A 21,106-nucleotide genomic window follows, 5' to 3' on the forward strand; every position below is an offset into this window, starting at 1 on the left:
CGGCCGGGGGTTCCTGCTGTCCGTACGCCGGGTCAGGGGGTGGTCGCCGGAGTACGGTCCGCCGCGGCCGGCGGGGTGGTGGCCGGCGCGCGGCGGCGGCGGAGGGTCCAGGCGGCGAGGGCCGCGCCGGTGAGGAGCAGGAGGGCGCCGGCGGCGGGCCAGGGGACCGCCGTGAAGCGGGCGTCCGAGGAGGAGGTCAGGTCCGGGTGTTCGGCGGAGCCCGCGGTGACGGTCAGGGTGACCCGGTCCAGCTGCGGCGTGTCGGGCCAGGTCTCCTTCAGCTCCACGCGCTGCCCGGGGAGCAGGGCCAGCTTCAGGTCCTTGCGGGGGCGGTCCCACACCTCCCGGCCGAACAGGCCGCGGGCACGGAGGGAGACGGTCGGGTCGATCACCACGTTGCCGCGGTTGACCAGGGTGTAGGTGACGGTGGCCGGCGCGTCGTCCAGCCAGGGCAGGAGGGGCGCGCGGCGGTCGACGCGTACGTCCTCCACGCCCAGGCCCGGGGTGAGGGGGCCGGGCACGCGGAAGTAGAGGCGGGCGCCGACCGAGCGGCGGACGCCCACCTTGACCTTCCGGTCACCCTCCGTGCCCTCTGTCGCTGTGCCCAGGGCGACGATCCCGCCGACGTGGTCGCCGGGGGTGGCGTCCTCCGGCACGGTGACCGTGAAGGGGATGTCCTCGCGGCCCCCGGCCGGGACGGTGACGGTGCCGGAGGCCTCCGGACCCAGCCGGACCCACCGGCCCAGCCCGCCGGGCGCGGTCTCCACCGGCAGCAGGGCGAACGCCCCGCCCACCGGGGTGTTCACGGCATCGGTGGCGTAGACGCGGAACGTCAGCTCGCGGTCGGAGCCGTTGCGGACGGTGACGCTGTCGGTGACCGTGGCGCCGGCCGCCCCCTGGTGGAAGAAGTACGCCCGGTCCGGCATGGACGCGCCCGCCGGCGGGGTGGGGAACACGCCCCAGCTGCCGTTGTCGGCGGCCGTGGCCGGCGCGGCGGCGCCCGGCACCAGCCCGGTGGCGAGCGGGAGCAGTACGCCGAGCAGCAGCAGGAGACGGGTGCGGATGCGCATGGGCGGGGCTCCAGGGGAGGCGGACGGGGAAGGGTGGTGGGGGGGGGGGGGGGCCCGCCCCCCCCCCCCCCCGCCCGGCGGCCCCCCCGCGCCCCCCCGCCCCCGCCCCCGGGGGGGGGGGGCGTCGGGCGGGGGGGGGGGGGGGCGCCGCCCGCCCGGCCCGCGGGGGGGGGGGGGGGGGGGGGGGGGGGGGGGGCGGGGGGGGGGGGGGGGGGGGGGGGGGGGGGGGGGCCCCCCCCCCCCCCCACCACCCGGAGGGATCGGATCAGGCGATCGAGAAGGTCACGACCGACTGGTAGGTGTCGGCGAACATGAACGGCGGGAGCTGGATCATCCCGGCGCCGCCCACGGCGAACTCACCACCGGTCAGCTGGTCCCCGCCCGCGGGTGACGACGCCACCTGCATCGGCGTGCCGGTGATCGCGCCGGGCGCGCCGGCGGTGCAGGTGCTCGGGCTGTCCGGGTTGGTGACGGTGCAGGTCGGCTGGATGCCGATCTGCGCCTTGGTCATCGCGTGCCCGGTGCTCTCGTTCAGGAACGGAGTACGGGTGGCGGTGACGTCCCAGCCGAGGCTGCCGCCGCGGAAGTCCTGCACGGTGGCGGCGTTGAACGCGCCGATCACGTTCTGCGGCTTGCCGTTGATGGTCACCGAGCCCCACTGGGCGGCCGGGAAGCCGTCCTTGGGACCGATGGCGAGCGGGCCGGGCAGCACCTCGACGTCCACCGGGTTCTTCACGCCCGGCTGCTCCTCGAGGAAGACGAACGGCTTGCCGGCGCCGCCGTCGATCCGGATCTCGTCGGCCTTCTCGCTGACCGTGAGCTCGCAGGTCGCGGCGCCGGAGGCGTCCGCGGTGCCGGAGCCGGTGTCGCCGGTGGCGGTGCCCGCCAGCAGGGCGGAGCAGGTCACCCCGCCGGCCGGGAAGTTGGCGCCGGTGGCGACGACCTTGGTGCCCGCCTTGCCGCTGTTGGGCGTCAGCCGGGTGGTGACCGGGTCCTTCGGGAGCGCCTCGACCGCGATCGAGTTCAGCGTGGCGCTGGGCCGGGGCTTGGGCGTGCAGGTCGTGGTGAAGACGGTCCCGCCGAGGCTGGCGTCCGTCACGATCACGTCCAGCCTGACGTCGACGGTGGTGCCCTCGGTGCCGTCCGGGACCTTGACGGTCTTGACGACGGGCTTCGGGTCGAGCGGGACACCGGGGGTGACGGTGACCGTCTCCGGGTCGCCGACGATGGTCTGGAGCCCCTGCCCGACCACCAGAGTGATCTTGGTGGTGTTCTCGGTGGTGACCGCGAACTGCGGGAGCAGGGGGCTGGGCCCGGCGTCCACGGTGATCGGCACGGTGTCGCCGGCCTTGGCGGTGTCGGGCAGGGTGACGGCGAAGGTCTGGTTGCCGGACCCGTCCGGCTGGGGTGCCGGGGCGTCGCACTCCACGAACACGGTCGTGGTCTTCGTCGCCGCCTGCGCGGTCGCCGCCAGGCCCACCACGCCACCCGTCAGGGCCAGGGTGAGGGCTCCCGCCCCGGCCACCACTCTTCGGAACCTATCGGTACTCACTGGGTCGCGACTCCTTCGTCATGACGAACCCCTCCCCCCACCCGCTGTGCGGGGGAGGCCGAGCCGGTGCGGTGGCCGTCATTGACGCGTCGCGCCCGGAAGAAGTCAATGACTTCCCTTCCTCCGAAACGCACAGAAATTGATGTCCCATCAGGGGAAGTCGGGCAGGGTGACCGCGGCGGGCACCTGGAGCAGCCGGTTCGGGGTGCCGGCCGGCATGCCCGTGATGCGGCCCGGCACGGACTCCCGTACGAGGGCCTCCGCCACCTGCGCCGGGGTCGCCTTCGGCTGCCGCGCCAGGACCAGCGCGGCCGCCCCGGCCACCTGGGGCGCGGCCATGGACGTACCGGTCATGGTGCGGGCCGCCGCCCCGGTGCCGCCGCCCGGCCAGGCGGAGGTGATGCCGACTCCCGGCGCGGAGATGTCCACGCAGCGGCCGTGGTTGGAGAAGGGCGCCCGCCGGTCGCGTGCGTCGGTGGCGCCGACCGTGACCGCCTCGGGGACGGAGGCGGGGGAGGAGCGGCAGGCGTCCCGGTTGTCGTTGCCGGCCGCCGCGACGAACGTGATGCCCCGGGCCACCGCCCGCCGCACCGCGCCGTCCAACAGGCGGCTCCGGCCACCGCCCATGCTCATGTTGGCCACCGACGGGACGGGGGTCGCCGAGCGCACCGAGGCGTGGTGGCGCACCATCCAGTCCAGGCCGGAAAGCATCCCCGACAGCGAGCCCCAGCCCTCGCAGTCGGCCACCTTCACCGAGATCAGCCGGACCCCCTTCGCCACCCCGTACCTGGTCCCGCCCACCGTGCCCGCGACGTGCGTGCCGTGGCCGTTGCAGTCCCCGGGCCCCTCGGAGCGCACCGCGCTGTGCCCGTGCACCGCCCGGCCGCCGAACTCCCGGTGCCCGGTGTCGATCCCGGTGTCCAGGACGTAGACGTTCACCCCGTCGCCCGTCGCCGGGTAGTCGTACGAGCCGTCGAGCGGGAGGGCCGGCTGGTCCAGGCGGTCCAGCTGCCAGGGTGCCTCCGGCTGGGTGTCGGCGATCCGGAACCGCGTGTCCGGCTCCACCGAGGCCACCCGTGGATCCGCGGCCAGTTCGGCGGCCCGAGCCGCGGTGGTGCGTACGGCGAACCCGTTCAGCGCGGCCCCGAAGACCGGGCCGACGCGGTCCCCGGCCTCGGCGGCCTCGGCGGCCAGGGAACGGGTCAGCGCCCGCGCACCGGTGTCCCTGAGCGCGACGACGTAGGCGAAGGTGGCGGTGGTGGACGTGACTGCGGTGACTGCGGGAGCGGCGGGGCCCTCCGTGGCCGCGGCTGCCCGGGCGGGCACGACCGCGGCCGCGGCGAGCAGCGCGGCGGCCGGCAGCAGGGGGGTGATCGGTCTCATGCCGCCACGCTGGCCGAGCCCTGCCGGGCCCGCACGGAGGGTGCGCCGACTGGCCGCACGACACGCCGCCCGGGGCGGAGCCACGCGGACCGGCGGCGGGGGCAACGCGGCCCGGATGCGGGGGGCTACGCCGCGGCCACCGCGAGCGCCGCCGCGTAGCGGTGCGGTGCGGGCAGGTCCAGCAGGGACCAGCCGGGCACTGCCGCCGGGTCGGGTGCCGACCCCACGTACGGCTCGGCCACCCCCGAACCCAGGCCCTCTCCGGTGCCCTTGAGCAGGGCCTCCTTGCGGGTCCAGATCCGGGCCAGCGCGGCCGGCCTGGCCGGCTCCGGCAGCGCCCGCACCTCGGCCGACTCCCGGGGGTGCAGGGTGCCGACCACGTCGGCCACCGCGGCCGGCGCCGGCCAGGCCTCCACGTCGACCCCGACGGGGACCGCGGCGAACGCCAGGTAGGCCCGGTCCTCGCTGTGCGAGAGGGAGAAGTGCAGGGAGCCTCCGGCCACCGCGGGGCGGCCGTGCGGGCCGCCGCAGCCCGGGCAGACCTCGCGCACCAGCGCCACCTCCTGCGGGGCCAGCCCCAGGTAGCCGCCGAGCAGGACGCGCAGGCCGACGTGCGAGGCGAGGTAGCGGTGACGGTCGGCCGGGCGCAGCAGCCGGGCCGCCCGTTCCCGCTCGGCGTCGTCCAGCAACGGCAGTGCCCCGGCCACCGGGTGGCCGCCGACCACCTGCCGGGAGATGTCCAGCGACCACACGTCCACGGCCGGGCCCGCGGGACCCGGGGGCCGGGCGGGCGCGGGCGGGGCTCCGGTCACCGCTACCGCCTCGCCGAGTTCCTTCACGTACTCGATCACCCGACGAGAGTACGAGAGGATCACCGTCGACAGACGTCGACAGACGTCGAGGACGGGGGAGCAGCACATGCAGAGCGCCGTGGTCACGACCGGGGGCGACCGGATCAGATGGGTGGAGTTCCCGGGACCCGGGCCCGCCCGGGTCTACCTGCACGGTCTCGGCGCGACAGCGCCCGCCTACTTCGCGGCCGGTGCGGTCCACCCGCTGCTGGCCGGCCGCCGCTCCCTGCTGGTCGACCTGCTCGGGCACGGGCACAGCGACCGGCCGGAGGCGTTCCCGTACACGCTGGAGGCGCACGCGGACGCGCTCGCGGAGGCACTGGAGGCGGCGGGCGCGGCGGGCCCGGCGGGAGCCGAACTGATCGCGCACAGCATGGGCGGCGCGGTGGCGGTCGTCCTGGCCGCCCGTCACCCGCACCTGGTGTCCCGGCTGGTCCTCGTGGACGCCAACCTCGACCCGGTGGAGCCGGTGCGCGGCACGGCCGGCAGCAGTGGCATCGCCACCTACACCGAGGAGGAGTTCCTGGCCGGCGGCTGGGCGGAGGTCCGCGACCGGGTCGGCGCCCACTGGTGGTCGACCATGCGGCTGGCGGGCCGGACGGCCCTGTACCGCAGCGCCGTCCACCTCGCCGCCGGCACCGTCCCGACCATGCGGGAACTCCTGCTGAACCTGAAGGTGCCGCGCACCTTCCTGCTGCCGGCCGCGGACGCGCCGCTCGCCGGGGCCGAGGAGCTGCGGGCCGCCGGGGTACGGGTCGTCGCGGTCCCGGACTGCGGGCACAACATCATGCTCGACAACCCGGAGGGCTTCGCCGAGGCCACCGCCCGGGCCCTCGCCGACGACGCCGTCTAGCGCCCGTCTAGCGGGTCCCCCGGCCCGCCGGCGACGGCTCGCCGTTGGTCCAGGCGTAGACGCGCTTGCCGCGCACCACGACCCGGTACTGCTCGGCGTCCCGGCACTCCGCGCGGGCCTGGACCGCCTGGTCGGCCCGGTCGGCCGGGTCGGCCCGTCCGGTACGTCCGGGCGCCCACCACCTCGCGTCGAGTTCGGGCGCGTCCACCCGCGCGGGGGTGCCCGAACAGCGCGGCCCCTCCCAGCCCGAGGCGCCGACGGTGAACCGGAGCAGCTTCGCCCGCCCGGTGGTCTTCACCTTGAACCGCACGTTGCGCGCGTCCCCGGGCACCCAGGCCGGCAGCGCCGCCGTGTCCGCCGCGGACCGGTAACTCCGGTCCTTCTCGTCGAACACCCGCTCGTTGACGACGTCGGTCAGTGCGTTCGGCGGCAGGTTCGGCAGCGCGAACGCGGCGGTGCCCAGCACCCCGACGGTGGCGGCGGCGATGACGAGAGGACGCTTCATGGGTCCCAGTCTCCGTCTCCCGGGGCGGTCCGGAATCGGTCTTCAGTGCGAACCTGCTCCACCTTCGGGGGGATACCGGCCTCCACCCGTGGACGGACGGCCGGTGCGCGGTACCACCGGAACGCGGGAGCCAAGCCGGACGCCCGCGGACCGGAGGAACACGATGCGCCGTCGACGTGCGACGCCCGCCGCGGCCGGTGCGGTGGCGGCCCTGCTGGTGCTGGCCGCGGGCCCGGCCGCCCAGGCCGCCCCCGCCCCCGCCCCCGCCGACAAACCCCTGGTGCTCAGCCGCTGGACGCAGGTCACGGCCGCCAGCCACGACGCCTGGGCCGCCGCCCGTGCCGACCGGGCGGCCTGGGCGGCGTACGGGTTCGACTGGTCGACCGACCTCTGCACCACCTCGCCCGACAACCCCTTCGGCTTCCCCTTCGCCACCGCCTGCGCCCGGCACGACTTCGGCTACCGCAACCACCGCCTGGCCGGCGGCTTCGAAGCCGCGAAGGCACGGCTGGACGACGCCTTCCACGCCGACCTTAAGCGGGTCTGCGCCCGCTACGCCGGGGCGCGGAGGACCTCCTGCGACGGCACCGCGTGGACGTACTACCGGGCGGTCAGGCTGTTCGGTGCCGTTCCGGTCGAGCGACAGGTTTGATGGTGGTCCAGCCACACACCCGCTGCCCGCCCGGACCCGCCTGACGGCCCGTCGCGCCGGGTGGTGGTGACCCGGCCACCACCGTCCGCCGCAGGTGTGTGACGAGCGACCCTCGTGCCGGCTCCGGCCCCGCCCCGAAGCTGAGGGGGACTCAGGCTGACCAGGACGAGGGACGAGGGGCGGGGGCATGGGCTCACGACGGTTGGAGGTAACCCGGCCGCGATGGACGCGCGCGGCGGTGGAGGACGTGGCGGCCGGACTGTGCACCTCGGTCTTCGACTCGCTGCCGCGCGCGGACCAGCGGCGCAAGGCGGAGCTGTACACCCGGGGGCTGCTGACCGCTCCCGGGCGCAAGACCATGCGGAACATCGCCGCGCACGCCGGGATGCCGGCCGGCGAGCAGAGCCTGCACCACTTCATCAGCTGCTCGACCTGGGACTGGCAGGCCGTGCGCGAGGCGCTCGCGGCGCGGCTGGAGCGGTCCCTGGGCCTCCAGGCCTGGGTGGTCAAGCCGATGGTGATCCCCAAGTCGGGCGCGCACACCGTGGGCGTGGAGCGCCGCTTCGACACCCGGCTCGGTCACATGGTCAACGGGCAGCTGGCGTTCGGCGCGTGGGCCGCGGGCGACGAGGTCAGTGCCCCGGTCAACTGGAACCTGCACCTCCCGGTGGAGACGACCCCCGCCGAGTGCGCCGCCCGTGCCGCGCTGGACATCGTGGACCTGCGGACGCCGCGCCGGCTGCCGGTGGTCCTGGACCCGGTGGAGGACGGGCACGAGCTGCTCCCGCGCCGGTTCGTCGCGGCTGGGGTGCCGTTCCTGATGCAGGTCCTGCCCAACGTGCCGGTGACCGTGGTCGACCCGCACCTGCCGGGCATCGGCCGTACCGAGTCCCGGGCGGGCACCGTGATGGAGGCGGCCAGGATGCTTCGGCGGCCGGTGCGCTACGCCGACGGGGCCGACGGGACCGCCCGCACCGCCTTCACCGCGGCGGTCCAGGTGGAGCCGGTACGCGCGGGGGGCCTGGTGCGGCCGGTGATGCTGCTGGCCGACTGGGGTGACCCGCGCCGCCGGCCGGACCGGTTCTGGCTGACCGACCTGGTCGGTGCGCCGCCGGCCGGGCTGCTGCGGCTCGCCGAGCTGTCCCGGCGGGTGGACCGGGAGTTCGCCGAGGTGTCCGAGCGGGTGGGCATGCGGGACTTCGAGGGCCGCTCGTTCCAGGGCTGGCACCGGCACATCACGCTGGCCTCCGCCGCGCACGCGGCCTGGGCGCTGGCCCAGGAGCAGCGCGGGGCCGGCCGCCCGGCGACGGCGGCCGTCGCACCCGCCGCGGTGCCGGTGCCGGCCCCACGCCCGGCCCAGGCGACGGCGCGGAGCCGGACTCAGGCGCCGGCGACGGGCGTGCGGGGCGCGGCCTACGGCTCCCGCAAACGGTCCGCGTGATCCGCGGCGGCGCTCGCCCCGCCCGCGGGGGCGAGCTGGTCCCGGGTGCGGTGCAGGCGCAGCGCGAGCTGCACCTCCAGGGCCCGGGCCGGCTCCTGCCAGTCCTCGCCGAGCAGGGCGGTGATCCGTTCCAGCCGCCGGGAGACCGTGTTGGGGTGCACGTGCAGGGCCTCGGCGGCGTACGTGGGGCTGCTGCCGGAGTCGAAGTACGCCTCCAGGGTCTGCACCAGGTTGGTCAGCCGCTGGGTGTCGTAGTCGATGACCGGGCCGAGGGTGTCGGCGATGTACCCGGCGACGTCGTGCTGGTCGCCCAGGAGCAGGCCGAGGAAGCCCAGTTCGCGGGCGGCGGCGGAGGTGCCGGTGCCGCCGAGCGAGGTGAGGGCGGACAGGCAGCGCCCGGCCTCGGCGTGGGTGGGTTCGATCTCCTCCATGCCGCGGGTGGGTCCGGCGGCGCCGACGGTGACCGGGTGGCCGAGCAGCGGGGTCAGCTCGTCGGAGACCTGCCGGGCGGTGGCCCCGGGATCCTCCGAGGGCAGCAGCAGGGTGAGGCAGCCGCCGCGTACGGTGGCCAGCCCGCCGTGGCGCAGCGCGTACGACGAGGCCCAGACCACCGCCCGGCCCTGCGAACCGCCCTCGGGCCGGACCACCACCACGGCGTACGGGCGTTCCAGGTCGACGCCGAGCCGCCGGGCCCGGTCCCGGAGCTGCGCCGGCGGCCGGCCGGGCACGGTCAGCAGGTCGTCGAAGAACTCCTCGCGGACCTGGCTCTCGGCGACGGTCGTGCTGCGGTGCATCAGCATCAGCACGCCGGTGGAACCGGCCGCGAGCCGGAGCAGCCGCAGTCCGGTCTCGGTCAGCGGTTCCGATGTGTGCACCAGCAAACCGCCGAGGCATTCGGAGCCCGCCGTGACCGGGGCGAGCCGGCCGCCGGCGGGCAGGGGCACCGGTGCCCGGCCGGTGTGCGCCTCCCAGACGGCCAGGGCCAGCTCCGGCGCGGTGGGCAGCTCGCCCGGCGGCGCTCCGGAGGCGGCCACGACCGTCCCGTCGGGGTCGAGGACTGCGACGGTCCCGCCGAGCGTCTCGGCGGTGAGCGCCAGCAGCCCTCCCAGGTCGCCGCCGGACAGCAGGAGTTCGGTCATCCGGGCGTGGGCCTCGCCGGCCCGCCGCTCGGCGGCCAGTTCGGTGCTGACCCGGGAGGTGTGGAGTTCCAGGTCGGCGATGTCGGCGCGGGCCCGGCCGAGCACCCGGGTCTTCTCGATGGCCACCGAGGCGAGGTCGCCCAGCGAGGACATCAGGGAGATCTCGTCCGGGGTGAAGTGCCGGACGTCCCGGTCGGCGGCGTACAGCACTCCCAGGGCGGAGTCGCGGTGCCGCAGGGGCACCGCGATGATCGCCCGCAGCCCTTCGGCGCGGACCACCTCGTCGATGACCCGGTGGTGCGAGACCTGGTCGTCGGCCAGGTAGTCGGGGGTCCAGAACGGGGCGCTGGAGGTCCGGACCGAGTTGCCGAGGCCGGTGCCGGTGGGCACGCGGAACCCCATGGTCAGGGCGGTGGCGTGGCCGTCCGCGGTGCGTACGTAGCTGTCGCCGGTCTCCTCGTCGTGGAAGCTGATGTACGCCATGTCCAGGTTGAGCAGCAGCCGGGCCCGACGGGTGATCACGCGGAGCAGCGCGTCCAGGTCGTGGGGCAGGGTCAGGTCGTGGGCGGTGTCCACCAGGGCGGAGAGCACGGCCTCGCGCTGCTGGTGCCGGCCGAGCCGGTCCCGCACGCGGTCGGCGAGGCGCAGCGCCTGGTCGAGCTGTTCGCGCCGCTCGTCCCCGACGGGGGTCGCGCCGGGCGCGGCGGCGGGTGCCCGCAGTTCGTCGTAGGCGCCGGCGGGAGCTTCGCGGGCGAGAAGTTCCAGCACGGTCAGGAGACCGGCGTGCGTAGGCAGGGCAGGTAATGCCATCTGGGTTGTTTCCTCACGTCGGGGGGTGCACAACCGCTCTGCCGGGGGAATCTAGGCGACCGCACGCTGCAGGGTCAATTGTCAATGGGTGGAGGCGTAAAGGGAGTGAAAGGTTCCATCTGGCAGGGGATTTGACACGGTATCGGCCGGTTGGGTTTCACTGGTAGTGGTCGGAACACCACCCTGAGGGCCCTGAAGTGTGGAGGGCTCACCTTCTGCGCGCACCCCTTTCCGACGCAGACTTCCTGCCACGGAGGCTCAAGTCGAACTTGAGCGAACGTCAAGGAGGGGGAACCATGACGCAGGCAGCCGTCGACCGCACCGCCACCACCCGCGCTTCCCGGGCGACGAACCCGGTGGCCGAAATCCGCGACTACGAGCGTTCGCTGGCCCGCAGCAACCAGTCCCGCACCCGCGCCGACCGCCCGCGCGAGTTCGAGATGCGCGGCCGCACCTGGGACCTGATGAACGAGGTGTTCGCGCCGGTCTACTCGCCGAGCACCTCCGTCGCCCTGGACTTCCTCGGCTGGACCGAGAAGGTGGAGGCCCCGCGCTCCGGCTCCATGCTCGAAGTCGGCTGCGGAACCGGCGTCATCGCCGTCATGGGCGCCCTGGCCGGATGCGACCGGGTGGTCGCCTCCGACATCAACCCCTGGGCCGTGGCCAACGCCCGCCTGAACGCGGCCCGCCACGGCGTCGCGGACCGGGTCCGCGCGGTACAGAGCGACCTGTTCGAGGGCCTCGACCCCGAGGAGCGGTTCGACCTCGTCTTCTGGAGCTCCAACTACGTGCTGGCCCCGGCCGGCCACCGCTACGACTCCGACCACGACAAGGCCTACGTGGACCCCGGCTACGCCGTGCACCGCCGCTTCCTCGCCGGGGTCTGCGAGCGGCTGACCCCGGGCGGGTCGGCCCTGCTGCACTTCAGCTCCCGCGGTGACCTGGACCTGCTGCACCGGATGGCCGCGGAGACCGGGCGCGAACTGCGCACCCTGGACACCCGCACCGTCGTCGAGGGCGACCACCTGGTGGACCACCTGCTGCTGGAGATCGCGGCTGCCCGTTGAGCCGCCGCCCCGCCCGCCGCACCCGACCCCAGCTCTCACCTCCCTACGTATCAGCGAGGACTCCCGTGCGCACCCTGCTCGTCGACAACTACGACTCCTTCACGTACAACCTGTTCCACCAGATCACCGAGGCCACCGGGGTCGAGCCGGTGGTGCTGCGCAACGACGAGCTGCCCTGGAGCCCCGAGATCCTCGAAGGGTTCGACGCCGTCGTGCTGTCCCCGGGCCCCGGAACCCCGGAGCGGACGGCGGACTTCGGCATCTGCCGCGACATCCTCGACCACTCCGACCTGCCGCTGCTCGGGATCTGCCTCGGCCACCAGGGCCTGGCCCACGCCCACGGCGCCCGCGTGGTCCGGGCGCCCGAACCGCGCCACGGCCGCACCTCCCCGGTCCTGCACGACGGCAGCGGCCTGTTCGCCGGACTGCCCTCGCCCTTCGAGGTGGTGCGCTACCACTCGCTGGCCGTGACCGACCTGCCCGCCGAGCTGGAGGCCACCGCGTGGAGCCCGGACGGCGTGGTGATGGGCCTGCGGCACCGCACCCGGCCCCGCTGGGGCCTTCAGTTCCACCCCGAGTCGATCTCCACCACGTACGGGCGGGAGCTGATCGCCAACTTCCGGCGGCTGGCCATGGAACACCACGCCCGCACCGGCACCGCCCGCCCCGCCGTCCCGGCCGCCCGCGCCAAGGCGGTCACGGCGGCCGCGGCACCCGCCCCGGCCAGGGCCCGCCGGCTGCGCGTCCTCGCCGACATCGTCACCACCCGCTGGGAGGGCGAGGCCGTCTACGACAGGCTCTTCCGCTCCGGCCCGCACGGCTTCTGGCTCGACAGCAGCCGCACCGGCGGCCCCGAGGGGCGCTTCTCCTTCCTCGGCAACGCGGCCGGCCCGCTCTCCCGCGTCGCCATGGCCGACGTCACCAGCGGCACCGTCTCGGTCGCCTCCGCCGGCGGCGTCCCCGAGCAGCTCGTCGCCGAGGACTTCCTCGACTGGATCGACCGCGACCTGCGCGCCTGCACCACCCGCGTACCCGACCTGCCCTTCGAGTTCACCCTCGGCTGGGTCGGCTACCTCGGCTACGAACTCAAGGCCCAGTGCGGCGGCGCTGCCGCACACCGCGCCGAGGAGCCCGACGCCGTCATGGTCTTCGCCGACCGCGCCGTGGTCATCGACCACCAGGACGGAACCACCTACGTCCTCGCCCTCGCCGAAGAGGGCGCCGAGGAGCAGGCCCGCGCCTGGCTCGACCGCACCGTCCGCACCCTGCGCGACACCGCCCCCGCGCCGTCCGCCCCGCCGGTCCGCCAGGCCCCGCTCACCGGTCTGCGGCTGCGCCACGACCGCGCTGCCTACCTCGACCTGATCGAGGAGTGCCAGACCGAGATCGCGGCGGGGGAGACGTACGAGGTCTGCCTCACCAACATGGCCGAGGCGGACGGCGACCCCGACCCGTGGGAGACCTACCGGACGCTGCGCCGCAGCCACCCGGCACCGTTCGGCGCCCTGCTCCAGTTCGGCTCCACCCAGGTGCTCAGCACCTCCCCGGAACGGTTCCTGCGGGTGGGCTCCGACCGGATCGCCGAGTCCCGCCCCATCAAGGGCACCCGGCCGCGCGGCACGACCCCCGCCGAGGACGCCGCGATCCGCCGCGAACTGGCCTCCTGCGAGAAGGACCGGGCCGAGAACCTGATGATCGTCGACCTGGTCCGCAACGACCTGGGCCGGTGCGCCGAACCCGGCAGCGTCCGCGCCGACGACATCTTCCGGATCGAGAGCTACGCCACCGTCCACCAGCTGGTCTCCACCGTCACCGCCCGGCTCCGGCCCGGTCTGAGCGCCGTGGACTGCGTCCGCTCCGCCTTCCCCGGCGGTTCCATGACCGGAGCCCCCAAGCTGCGCACCATGGAGATCATCGACCGGCTGGAGCGCGGCCCGCGCGGCGTGTACGCCGGAGCCATCGGCTACTTCTCGCTGTCCGGGTCCGCCGACCTGTCCATCGTCATCCGCACCCTCGTCCTGACCCCGGGCCGGGCCCGGTACGGCATCGGCGGTGCCGTCGTGGCCCTCTCCGACGCCGAGGCCGAATTCGAGGAGACGGCCGTCAAGTCGGCCCCGCTGCTCCAGCTCACCGCCGACGGCTTCCCCGGGCGGACGGAGGCCCCCCGCTCCGGGCAGCTGGTCTCCGGCGCCACCGGCTGAGCCGGTCACCGGCCGGCCAGGGCGAGCTCCCTGGCCACCGCGTCCACCACCGCCCGCCAGGCGCGGTGCCGCCGGCGCGGGGCCTCCCCCCGGAGGTCCCGCGCCAGCTCGGGCCAGCGCACCCCGGACTCGGCCAGGCGCTCCAGGTCGTCCCGGGCGCTGAGGCGGCGTCCGGAGAGCGTGTCGCCCTCCATCAGCACCACCGAGCCGGTCAGTTGCCGCAGCCCGTCCTCGGTGAGTTCCTGCACCGCGCCGGAACTGACCAGTCCGCCCGCGTACACCGGTACGGAGTCCGCGCCGACCCCGAAGACCAGCCGCGGCACCCGGGCGCCCGCCCGGCCGAGCATCCGCCAGCGGGGGTCCCGGGAGACCCGCTCGTGGGCGCCGAACACCACCCGGGCCACCGCGATGCCGGCCTGCCCGGCCGGCGGCGGGGGGAGGGGCCCGGCGGCGGCCGAAGCGGCGGCCCGGACCTCGGCGTCGACCCGGGCCACCGGTACCCGGACCACCGAGGGGATGCGGTGCACCGGCAGACCGGCCGCCAGGGCCTGTTCGAGCCCGTCGAACCAGGCCGCGAGCACCTCCTGGTACTCGTGCTCGGTGTGGACCGGGCCGGCACCCACGCCGATGCCCTCGGCGAGACACCGCCGCATGGCCGCCAGCCCCACCGCGTCGGCGGGGAGCAGTACCAGCAGGTTGGGGCGGTCCACGGTCCAGTGCAGCCAGCGGGCCTCGGCCGCCGCGGTCGCCGCGTCGGCCGTGTGCCCGACCACCGCGCACACCTGCCCGTCCGCGCCCCGGCCGGACTCCCACAGCGGCAGCAGGGTGTCGCAGACGGCGCGCAGGTCGTGGCAGATCAGCATGCGGGCCGCCTGTTCGGCGCTCGCCCCCAGCGAGGCGAGTTCGGCGAGGTGGCCGCGGTAGGCGGGGGTGGCGACCAGGTCGGCCAGCTCGTGGAAGACCCCGGTCGCCCCGGTCACCGAGCCGCCGCGGACCAGCCGCCCCAGCAGTCCCGAGGCCACCTCCCGCCGGCCCGCTCCGCCCAGCCACAGGGAGACGCCCTCGGCCGCGAGCTGCCGCAGGGGATCACCGGTCACTCTCGTTCTCAGACCCATGGGGCCCCATCTCCTGCCGAGCCATACGCCGTACATGCGCGTGGTGCATAGAAGTTAGCCCTCTTCGGTTGCCGCGGGCATCCTTCACGGTGAGGCTTTGTCATTTCATCCGCCGGCCGGCTCCAGCGCCCCCAGCAGGGCGTCCGGTGATGCCGTGAGCGGACGGTCCAGCAGGCCGCGGAGGGTGCTGTAGGCGGCCGCGTCCCCGGCGAGCACCCCGCCCAGCAGGGTGGTGCCGTCCCGGTCGAGGACCAGCTTGGCGTAGCGGCCCGAGCCGCTGCGGACGAACTCCAGCGCCCCTTCCGTACCGGCGTGGGCGTCGCCGAAGCTGGCCACGTCGACGCCGAGCAGCTTGAGCTTGGTCGACATGTCCGCGCCCGGGAAGTCGGCCGAGGGCTCCCCGGTCAGCTGCCGGGCGACCGCCTCGGCCATCCGGTACCCGGGGGCCACCAGACCGTACGCGCGGCCCTCGACCGCGGCGCACTCGCCGACGGCCCACACCCGTTCGTCCGCCGTCCGGCAGTGCCGGTCCACCAGGAAGCCGCCGCGCGGGCCGCGTTCCAGACCGGCGCCCGCGGCGAGGTCGTCCCGGGGGCGGACGCCCGCCGAGAACACCACGAGGTCCGCCTCCAGCGGGGCGCCGTCCAGGGTGATGCCGCGCACCCGGCCGTCGGGGCCCGCGTCGACGGAGGCCATCGACGCGCCGCAGTGGACGTGCACCCCCATCGAGCCGACCAGCCGGGCCAGCACCGCGGCCCCGCCCTCGTCCAGCTGGAGCGGCATCAGCCGCGGCGCCATCTCCACCACGTGCGGGACCATGCCCATCAGCCGCAGCGCGTTGGCCGCCTCCAGACCGAGCAGCCCGCCGCCGACGACCACGCCCGGCCGGCCCGGCCGGGCGGCCGCCCGGATTCCGGCCACGTCCTCGATCGTGCGGTACACGTGACAACCCGGCAGGTCGTGACCGGGGACCGGCGGCACGAACGGGCGGGACCCGGTGGCCAGCACCAGCGCGTCGTACCCGACGACGGTGCCGTCCGCGCAGGTCACCGTACGGGCCTCGCGGTCGACGCCGGTGACGGGCGTGTCGAGGCGCAGCTCCACCGCGCGGTCCCCGGCGAAGTCGTTGCCGGGCAGGCCCAGCGCCTCGGCCTCCGCCCCGTGGGCGTAGCCGGACAGCCCGACGCGGTCGTACGCGGGCCTCGGCTCCTCGGCCAGGACGACCACCCGCCAGTCGTCGGCGGTGTCGCGGGCCCGTACCTCCTGCACGAGCCGGTGGCCCACCATCCCGTGGCCGACCACCACCAGTACCCGGTTCATCCCTCGTCCTCTTCCTTCCGCTGCGGCTCCCGCTCCGCGAACAGCGCGCACAGCCGCCGCACGTCCCCCGCGCAGCCACCGCAGCCGGTGGTGGCGCGGGTGGCCGAGGCGAGCGCCTCCGGGGTGCGGGACCCGGCGCGCCAGGCCTCGGCCAGGTCCTCGCCGGTGACGTTGTTGCAGTGGCAGACCGAGCCCTGGCCCACCGGGCCGGCGTCCGCGTAGCCGGGGGCCGAGCCCAGCAGCAGGGCGAGCCGGTCCGCCGGCAGCGGTTCGTCCCGCTCGTACAGCCGGGCCACCGTGGCGGCGGCCTGCCCGAGCCCGAACAGCACCGCCCCGCAGAGCCGGTTCCCGCGCAGCGAGAGCCGCCCGTAGCGGGTTCCGCCGGCGTCGGACAGCACCACCGTCTCCTCGGCGTCCTCGGGCGATCCGAGGCAGACCAGGTCGAGTTCGCGGGCCTTGAGGCGGACCGGGGCCCGGCTCCCGGTGAACCGGGCGGTCCCGCCGGACAGCAGTTCGGCCAGTACGGCGGCCTGGTCCCAGGCCGTGGCGTGGCCCGAGAACGGCTCCCCGGCGGGGACGGGCGCGCCGGCGCCGCGGGACGTGCGGGCCGGGCTGCCGGACGCGGTGGACGTGCCGGACCTGCCGGACCTGCCGGACGTGCCGGCGGTGGCGGCGGTGGCGGGCTGGGCGCAGTCGCCGAGCGCGTACACCCGGGGGTCGGTGGTGGTGAGCCGCTCGTCGACCAGTACGCCCTCGGCCACCGGCAGTCCGGCGCGCCGGGCCAGCCCGGTGCGCGGCCGCACGCCGGTGGCGAGCAGCACCTGCTCGGCCGCGACCACCTGGCCGTCGTCCAGGGTGAGCTTGCCGTCCGCGTGGTCCGCCACGGTCCGGCCCAGGTGCAGGTCCAGTCCGGCGGCGGTCAGCCGCGCCGTGAGCAGCCCGCCGGCCCGCGCGTCCAGGTAGCGGTCCAGCGGGTACCCGCCCCGGTGGACCAGCGCCACCTCGCGCCCGGACCGGCGGAGGGCGAGCCCGGCCTCGACCGCCAGCAGCGAGCCGCCGATCAGCACGACGGGCCCCGGCCCGACCGCGAGGCAGTCGGCCAGGGTCCGCAGCACCCCCGGCCCGGGCGGCGGGGTGCGCCCGGGCGGACCGTGCAGGCCGTGCCCGGCCAGGCCGTGCCCGGGCAGGGCCTGCCCCGGCAGGACCGTCTCGGGCACCACCGGGGCCGCCCCGACGGCCAGCACCAGCCGGTCGTACGGGTGGCGGGAGCCGTCGTCGGCGTGCACCAGGCGGCACTCGCGGTCGATCCGCGTGGCGCGCACCCCGGTGTGCACCACGGCCGCTCCGGCCGCGGGCAGCGTCAGCGCGCCGCCCGGCAGGCTGCCGTCGAGGACCGCGGAGAGCAGCGGCCGCGTGTAGGCGGGCACGGGCTCTGCGCCCAGGACGGTGATCCGGCCCCGGTGGCCGCGTCGGGTCAGCAGCTCCACCAGCCGGTGGGCGGCCGGGCCGTGGCCGACGACGACCACCCGGTCGTCCGGCCGCGGCCCCGGTGATATGGGCATGGTCATGGCAGGTCAGCTCCGATCTGCACCGCGCACACCTTGAACTCCGGCATCCGGCTGCGCGGGTCCAGCGCCGCATTGGTGATCAGGTTGGCCCGGCCCTCACCGGGGAAGTGGAACGGCAGGAAGACGGTGTCGGTGCGCAACGACGGCTCGAAACGGACCCGGGCCCGCGTGCTCCCGCGCCGCGACCGCACCCGCGCCATGTCCCCGTCCGCCAGCCCGGCCCGGGCCGCCGTGTCAGGGTGCACCTCCAGGAAGGTCTCCGGCGCGGCATTGTTCAGCTGCTCCACCCGGCGGGTCTGCGCCCCCGACTGGTACTGGGCCAGCACCCGGCCGGTCGTCGCGATCAGCGGGTACTCCGCGCACGGCACCTCCGCCGCGTCCCGGTGCTCCACGGGCGTGAACCGGGCCCGCCCGTCGGCGTGCGCGAACCGGTCCAGGAACACCCGCGGGGTGCCGGAGCCGCCCTCGGGGCACGGCCAGTACAGGGCCTCGCCGCGGTCCAGCCGCTCGTGGCTCACCCCCGAGTAGTCGGCCGGGGCGCCGGCCGTGGCCCGCCGCAGCTCCTCGAACACCTCCCGCGGCTCGGCGGGGAACCGTTCCGCCGGCTGGCCCAGGCGGACGGCGAGCTCCCGCAGCACCTCCAGGTCGCTGCGGACCCCCGGCGGCGGACTCAGCAGCCGGCGCCGGCGCAGCACCCGCCCCTCCAGGTTGGTCAGGGTGCCCTCCTCCTCCGCCCACTGCGCCACCGGCAGCACCACGTCCGCCATCCGGGCCGTCTCCGACGGCACGAAGTCGCAGACCACCAGCAGGTCCAGCGAACGCAGCCGCTCGGTGACCCGGCCCGCGTCCGGCGCCGACACGGCCGGATTGGAACCGAAGACGAACAGCGCACGCGGCCCGTCCCCCGAGCCGAGGGCGTCCAGCAGCTCGAAGGCGCTCCGGCCGGGACCGGGCAGCTCCTCCGGAGCCACCCCCCACACCCCGGCCACGTGGGCCCGCGCCGCCGGGTCGGCGATCGACCGGTACCCCGGCAACTGGTCGGCCTTCTGCCCCAGTTCACGGCCGCCCTGGCCGTTGCCCTGCCCGGTCAGGCAGCCGAAGCCGCTTCCCTCGCGGCCGGGCAGGCCCAGCGACAGCGCCAGGTTGATGAACGCGGACACCGTGTCGGAGCCCTTGCTCTGCTGCTCCGCACCGCGCCCGGTGAGCACGTACGCCCGTTCCGCCGAGGCGAGCAGCCGCACCGCCTCCCGCTGCGCGGACACCGGCACGCCCGTCGTCGCCTCCACCCGCTCGGGCCACCAGGAGGCGGCCCGGCCCCAGGCCTCGTCGAAACCGCTGGTGCGGTCGTCGACGTACGCCTTGTCGAGCAGCCCGTCGGCCACGGCGACGTGCAGCAGGCCCAGGGCCAGCGCCAGGTCCGTGCCGGGCGCCGGCTGGAGGTGCAGGGCCGCCAGCGCGGCCGTCCTGGTGCGCCGCGGGTCGATGACCACCAGGTCGGCCTGCGACAGGTGCCGCATCAGCGGCGGCATCGTCTCGGCCGGGTTGGCGCCGGCCAGCAGGATCGCGTCGGCCCGGCCGAGGTCCTCCACCGGGAACGGCAGCCCGCGGTCCAGGCCGAACGCGGCCGTCTGGGCCGCCGCCGCGGAGGACATGCAGAACCGGCCGTTGTAGTCGATCTGACTGGTGCCGAGCGCCAGCCGGGCGAACTTGCCCAGCGTGTACGCCTTCTCGTTGGTCAGCCCGCCACCGCCGAACACCGCGGTGGCGTCGGCCCCGTACCGGTCGCGGATCCTGAGCACCCGGTCCGCGACCAGGTCCAGGGCCTGCTCCCAGGTCGCCGGTGCCAGTTCGCCGTCGGCCCCGCGGACGAGCGGGGTCCGCAGCCGGTCGGGCACCCCCAGCACCTCGGGCGCGGTCCAGCCCTTCTGGCACAGGCCACCACGGTTGACGGGGAAGTCGGGATCGGGCTCCACGGTGACGGACGCCCCGCTCCGGCCGAGCCGGGTGCCGCACTGGAGCGCGCAGTACGGGCAGTGGGTCGCGACCGGGCCGGTACCGGCGGATGCGACGGTGGCGTCAGACACGGCTCGTGGCCCTCGGACGCTCGACCGGGATCGGCGGGATCGGCGCGTGCATCGCGCCCGGCCGCTGGCGCAGGTACACCGCCCACGTCAGCAGCATGCACAGCGCGTAGTAGCCGAGGAAGGCCGCGAACGCGACGGTGCCCTCGCCCCACGAGCCGTAGGCGGTACGGAACGCCAGGTTGATGGCGACTCCGCCGAAGCCGCCGATCGCGCCGGCGAGGCCGATCAGCGCCCCGGACAGCCGGTTGGCGCGGGCGAACGCGGTCGCCGCGTCGGCACCGCCCGCGATGGCCACCTCGGCCTCCCGGCCGTGCACGCCCGGAATCATCTTGTACGTAGCCCCGTTGGCGAACCCGCTGAGCACGAACAGCAGCGTGAACGCGGCGACGAACAGCCCGAACGACCCGTTCAGCGAGGCGAGGAGCAGCACGGCCGTACCCAGCGCCATCGCCAGGAACGCCCAGAACACCACCCGCGGCCCGCGCCACCGGTCCGCGGCCTTCCCGCCGTACGGACGCGACAGCGAACCGAGCAGCGGCCCGAGGAAGGTGAACGAGGCCGCCTCCAGCGGGGTCGAACCGAACTGGGTCTGCAGGACCAGACCGAACGCGAACCCGTAGCCGATGAACGAACCGAACGTGCCGATGTACAGCAGCGCGATGGCCCAGGTGTGCGGGTGCTTCGCCACCTCGCGCATCGCCCCCGGCTCGGTCTTCGACACCTCCAGGTTGTCCATCCTCAGCGCGGCGAACAGCGAGATGAGGACGATCAGCGGCAGGTACACGGCCGCGACGTACGAGGGGTGCTGGTCGCCCACCGTCGCGATGACCAGCAGACCGAGCAGCTGCACCACGGACACGCCCAGGTTGCCGCCACCCGCGTTGATGCCCAGCGCCCAGCCCTGCAGCCGCCGCGGGTAGAAGCGGGTGATGTTGGTCATCGACGAGGCGAAGTTGCCGCCGCCGAGCCCGGCCAGCGCGCCGATCAGCAGGAACACCCACAGCGGGGTCTGGGGGCGCTGCACGAAGTAGACGGTGAGCGAGGCCGGGACCAGCAGCACCGCCGAAGCGAAGATCGTCCAGTTACGGCCGCCGAAGCGGCCCACGGCGGCGCTGTAGGGGATCCGCAGCAGCGAACCCACCAGCGTCGGCACCACCACCAGCAGGAACTTCTCCGAGGCCGTGAAGGAGAAGCCGATGTCCGGCGACATGAACAGGACCAGGACCGACCACATGCTCCACACGGAGAACCCGATGTGCTCGGCCAGCACCGAGAGGATCAGGTTGCGGCGCGCGACGTACCGGCCCTCGCGCTCCCAGAAGGCCTCGTCCTCGGGGTCCCAGTCCCGGATCCACCGTCCGGGGGCGGATTGCTTGGCGTTCATTGCTGCTCCTCTTCACTACGGCGGACAGGTTGACGTGGTCCGTTGGCGCGGTCCGGGCCCGGGGGCCGGCCCGTCCGGGCGCCGGCCGGTGCGGTGGCCCCGGCGGCGGCG

16 protein-coding genes are annotated in these 21,106 nt (G+C 75.4%); 5 read left to right on the forward strand and 11 right to left on the reverse strand.

The features are described from left to right. Positions 1-32: 32 nt before the first annotated feature. The 4 genes from ACFY61_RS06005 to ACFY61_RS06020 all read right to left on the reverse strand — a co-directional run bounded on the left by ACFY61_RS06005 (position 33) and on the right by ACFY61_RS06020 (position 4,856). Complete coding sequence (locus ACFY61_RS06005) at positions 33-1,070, reverse strand: WxL protein peptidoglycan domain-containing protein (protein WP_389467512.1); 1,038 nt, start codon at positions 1,068-1,070, stop codon at positions 33-35. 265 nt (positions 1,071-1,335) lie between these two features. Further along, entirely contained in the window at positions 1,336-2,622 is a 1,287-nt protein-coding gene (locus ACFY61_RS06010; RefSeq protein ID WP_389467514.1) for a hypothetical protein, read from the reverse strand. A 150-nt stretch (positions 2,623-2,772) separates the two neighbouring features. Continuing rightward, positions 2,773-4,005, reverse strand: a complete 1,233-nt coding sequence (locus ACFY61_RS06015) for a S8 family peptidase (protein ID WP_389467517.1) — start codon at positions 4,003-4,005, stop codon at positions 2,773-2,775. Between the two features lie 125 nt (positions 4,006-4,130). Beyond that, a complete protein-coding gene (locus ACFY61_RS06020; RefSeq protein ID WP_389467518.1) occupies positions 4,131-4,856 on the reverse strand; it encodes a 4'-phosphopantetheinyl transferase family protein in 726 nt (241 codons plus the stop codon). A 67-nt stretch (positions 4,857-4,923) separates the two neighbouring features. Here ACFY61_RS06020 and ACFY61_RS06025 point away from each other — a divergent pair, with 67 nt between their 5' ends. Then, on the forward strand, positions 4,924-5,709 hold the full coding sequence (locus tag ACFY61_RS06025; protein ID WP_389467520.1) for an alpha/beta fold hydrolase: 786 nt from the start codon (positions 4,924-4,926) through the stop codon (positions 5,707-5,709). Positions 5,710-5,716: 7 nt separating this feature from the next. Here ACFY61_RS06025 and ACFY61_RS06030 read toward each other — a convergent pair whose 3' ends face one another. Further along, a complete protein-coding gene (locus ACFY61_RS06030; protein ID WP_389467522.1) occupies positions 5,717-6,214 on the reverse strand; it encodes a hypothetical protein in 498 nt (165 codons plus the stop codon). A 163-nt stretch (positions 6,215-6,377) separates the two neighbouring features. On the opposite strand from ACFY61_RS06030, the gene ACFY61_RS06035 reads away from it, so the two are divergent. Both ACFY61_RS06035 and ACFY61_RS06040 read left to right on the forward strand, forming a co-directional pair. Then, positions 6,378-6,866, forward strand: a complete 489-nt coding sequence (locus ACFY61_RS06035) for a phospholipase (protein WP_389467524.1) — start codon at positions 6,378-6,380, stop codon at positions 6,864-6,866. A gap of 238 nt (positions 6,867-7,104) precedes the next feature. Further along, positions 7,105-8,307: an IS701 family transposase gene (locus ACFY61_RS06040; RefSeq protein ID WP_389467526.1), complete on the forward strand. Its 1,203-nt coding sequence runs from the start codon at positions 7,105-7,107 to the stop codon at positions 8,305-8,307. Here ACFY61_RS06040 and ACFY61_RS06045 read toward each other — a convergent pair. Further along, a complete protein-coding gene (locus ACFY61_RS06045; RefSeq protein WP_389467528.1) occupies positions 8,280-10,256 on the reverse strand; it encodes a helix-turn-helix domain-containing protein in 1,977 nt (658 codons plus the stop codon). The two genes, ACFY61_RS06040 and ACFY61_RS06045, sit on opposite strands and share 28 nt — an antisense overlap. 296 nt (positions 10,257-10,552) lie before the next feature. Here ACFY61_RS06045 and ACFY61_RS06050 point away from each other — a divergent pair, with 296 nt between their 5' ends. Together ACFY61_RS06050 and pabB are read left to right on the forward strand one after the other, a co-directional pair. After that, positions 10,553-11,323 carry a methyltransferase domain-containing protein gene (locus ACFY61_RS06050; protein ID WP_389467531.1) on the forward strand — a complete coding sequence of 257 codons (771 nt, stop codon included), beginning with the start codon at positions 10,553-10,555 and terminating at the stop codon, positions 11,321-11,323. Positions 11,324-11,388: 65 nt separating this feature from the next. Beyond that, positions 11,389-13,524, forward strand: a complete 2,136-nt coding sequence (pabB, locus tag ACFY61_RS06055; RefSeq protein WP_389467534.1) for an aminodeoxychorismate synthase component I — start codon at positions 11,389-11,391, stop codon at positions 13,522-13,524. 5 nt (positions 13,525-13,529) lie between these two features. On the opposite strand, the gene ACFY61_RS06060 is transcribed toward pabB, so the two are convergent. The 5 genes from ACFY61_RS06060 to ACFY61_RS06080 all read right to left on the reverse strand — a co-directional run bounded on the left by ACFY61_RS06060 (position 13,530) and on the right by ACFY61_RS06080 (position 20,995). Continuing rightward, positions 13,530-14,639: a transaldolase family protein gene (locus ACFY61_RS06060; protein ID WP_389467537.1), complete on the reverse strand. Its 1,110-nt coding sequence runs from the start codon at positions 14,637-14,639 to the stop codon at positions 13,530-13,532. 105 nt (positions 14,640-14,744) lie between these two features. Next, positions 14,745-15,959 (reverse strand): NAD(P)/FAD-dependent oxidoreductase, encoded by a 1,215-nt coding sequence (locus ACFY61_RS06065; protein WP_389467540.1) that lies wholly within the window; start codon positions 15,957-15,959, stop codon positions 14,745-14,747. Beyond that, positions 15,956-17,527, reverse strand: coding sequence for an FAD-dependent oxidoreductase (locus ACFY61_RS06070; RefSeq protein ID WP_389467543.1), 1,572 nt, complete (start codon positions 17,525-17,527; stop codon positions 15,956-15,958). Before ACFY61_RS06070 ends, ACFY61_RS06065 begins: the two co-directional genes overlap by 4 nt. Next, positions 17,524-19,611, reverse strand: coding sequence for a molybdopterin oxidoreductase family protein (locus ACFY61_RS06075; RefSeq protein WP_389467545.1), 2,088 nt, complete (start codon positions 19,609-19,611; stop codon positions 17,524-17,526). The genes ACFY61_RS06070 and ACFY61_RS06075 overlap by 4 nt, the downstream gene beginning before the upstream one ends. After that, the gene (locus ACFY61_RS06080) at positions 19,604-20,995 is read right to left on the reverse strand and encodes an MFS transporter (RefSeq protein ID WP_389467548.1); all 1,392 of its coding nucleotides are present in this window, start codon (positions 20,993-20,995) and stop codon (positions 19,604-19,606) included. The genes ACFY61_RS06075 and ACFY61_RS06080 overlap by 8 nt, the downstream gene beginning before the upstream one ends. Positions 20,996-21,106 lie beyond the last annotated feature (111 nt).

It is taken from the genome of Streptomyces sp. NPDC012888 (assembly GCF_042900645.1).
GTDB lineage: Bacteria > Actinomycetota > Actinomycetes > Streptomycetales > Streptomycetaceae > Streptomyces.